At 65.1% G+C, this 2,534-nt stretch carries 2 protein-coding genes; both read right to left on the bottom strand.

The features are described 5' to 3' along the window. The coding region (locus A2I95_RS31165; RefSeq protein ID WP_291736058.1) for a chloride channel protein at window positions 1-1,097 on the bottom strand (1,097 nt) is incomplete at its 3' end. Window positions 1,098-1,184: 87 nt separating this feature from the next. After that, on the bottom strand, window positions 1,185-2,534 hold a 1,350-nt coding region (locus A2I95_RS31160), incomplete at its 5' end, for a DNA repair protein RecN (protein WP_291736057.1).

Here is a 2,534-nt window from a genome sequence, read left to right as displayed (position 1 = left end):
ATCATCAGCGACGGGGAAAACACGCCACCGCCCATGCGCCCGCCCATTGTGATGGCGACAGCCGCCGTTTTGACCGCGGCAAAGATCACCGCCTGCCCCAGCAACAGCCCGCCGGTCAGAGCCAGCACCGTGGTTTCATAACCGACGCCGATGATATGCGGATACCACACGGCAATGACGCCCAGCATCGCGCCAGAGACCGCAGGCCGCAGCCAGCGCGGCAGGTGCAAACGCTGCTGCACCGTATTGCCCACCTTTTCGGCAAAAAAGATCGACCGCATCAGCGCCACCGCCACCAGCCCGCAGATCAAGCCCAGGATCAAAAAGGCCGGCAGTTCCACGTAGAACTGCAGCGCGCCGGGGGTGTTCAGGGTGAATTCGGTGACATCGCCGTATTCGAGCCGGTTGATCACCGTACCGGCAACCGAAGCGACCACAATCGGCGCAAAGGCGTTGACCGAAAAATGCCGCAGCACCACCTCCATCGCAAACAACGCGCCTGCGATCGGCGCGTTGAAGCTGGCCGAGACACCCGCCGCCACCGCGCAGCCCAGAAGATCCCGACCGGTGATGCCATCGGCGTTGATCCGGTTGCTGACCCAGGTGGAGATCACGCCTGCCATATGCACCACCGGCCCTTCGCGCCCGGTGGAGCCGCCGGTGGACAGCGTGATGAAGGAGGCCAGCGCCGAGGCCAGTCCCTCCTTGTGTTCGACCCGCCCGTCATGCAGTGCGGCGCCTTCGATCACATCCGCGACCGAGCGCACCCGCCCGTCCGGTGTGAAACGATCAAGGATCAGTCCAACCACCAGCCCGCCGCCAGCGGCAATGGCAACCAGCACATACCAGGGCAGCGCCTGCGCATAGGAATGCAGATAATCAAGGTCCGGCGCGCCATAGATCCAGGCCTGCAGCGCCGTGATCCCCTTGCGGAAAAACAGCGCGGCAAAGCCTGCGGCGACGCCGATCAGAAGTGCGATCAGCCAGAACTGGAACTGGCTGGGGCCGCGGTGGCGCAGCACCCTCCAGAAGTCTTTCAGGCCTGCCAGCCATTGCACAAAAACTGCGGAAAGCGATGAACGGATTTCTTCTACCATAACCTGTCAGCGGGTCTTTTCATTTCAATGGCCTACAACTGGCATAAGCCGGTTAAAGAGCCCTCACCCGCCGCCCTGTTCCGGCAGCTATCCGGCCAGCAATGCGCGGGCCGCAGCACGGGCCTCTTCGGTGATGGTATCACCCGACACCATGCGGGCAAGCTCATCCACCCGTTCAGTGTCGGCCAGCGGCACCACCTGCGACAGCGTCATGCCATCCACCACCTGTTTGCGCACCTGCCAGTGATGGCCGCCAAGCGCTGCCACTTGCGGCGAGTGGGTCACCACCAGCACCTGGCCGCTGCTGGCCAGGCTGCGCAGGCGCCGGCCCACGGCATCTGCCGTCGCGCCGCCGACACCGCGGTCAATCTCGTCGAAAATCAAGGTCTTGCTGGCATCTTCGCCGCGCAAACAGACCTTCAGCGCCAGCAGGAACCGGCTAAGCTCGCCGCCCGAGGCGATCTTGTTCAAAGCCCCCGCAGGCGCGCCCGGATTGGTGGCAACGGTAAAGGCCACCGTGTCGGTGCCCTCCGGCCCTGGCGCACAATTGGAAAAGCGGGTTTCAAACACAGCGCGTTCCATCTTGAGCGGCGCCAGTTCGGCCATCACCGCCTGATCCAGCGCCGCAGCACTTTCGCGGCGGGCTGCGCTCAGCTGTTCTGCGGCTTGCGCATAGGACGCCTCGGCGGCTTTCAAAGCGGCCTCCTGATCGGCCAGATCCTGATCACCAGCATCCAGTGCCGCCAGCTTACTGCGCAGGGTTTCAGCATAGCCGGCCAGCTCATCCGCCTGCACATCATGCTTGCGCGCCAGCCCGCGGATGGCAAAAAGCCGTTCTTCACAGTCCTCCAGCTCGCCCGGATTGAACTCCAGATGCCCCAGCACCTGCTCAACTCCGTCCTGGGCATCGCCCAGCTCGATCATTGCGCGGCTCAGGGCAGCCAAAGGCTCCTCCAGCCCGGTGCCGCTCTCCTGACCTGTCACCCCTTCCAGCCAGCGCTGCGCTTCGCCCATGGCGCCTTCGGCGCCTTCGCTCAGCAGCGATTGGGCGCGGGATATGTCGCCGCGGATGCGCTCAGCCGCCTGCATCTGGCGGCGGCGGGTGTCCAGCGCCTCGTCCTCGCCCGGCTGCGGGTCCAGCTTATCCAGCTCCCCCACAGCATGGCGCAGGAATTCCTCCTCGGCCCGCACAGCGTCCAATGCCGCCCGCGTGGCCTCTACAGTCTTGCGCGCTTTGACTGCGCCGGTCCAAGCCGCCCGCACTGCGGCCAACAGCCCCTGCACGCTGGCATATTGATCCAGCAACGCCATATGCCCGCGCGGGTTCAAAAGCCCGCGGTCGTCGTGCTGGCCGTGCAGCTCCACCAGGGTTTCCGACAGCGCCCGCAGCACTTCGCCCGAGCAGCGCCGGTCGTTGACCCAGGCCGTCTTGCGCCC

This window comes from Leisingera sp. F5 (genome assembly GCF_001593695.1).
This window is presented reverse-complemented; position numbering and strand designations above follow the sequence as displayed.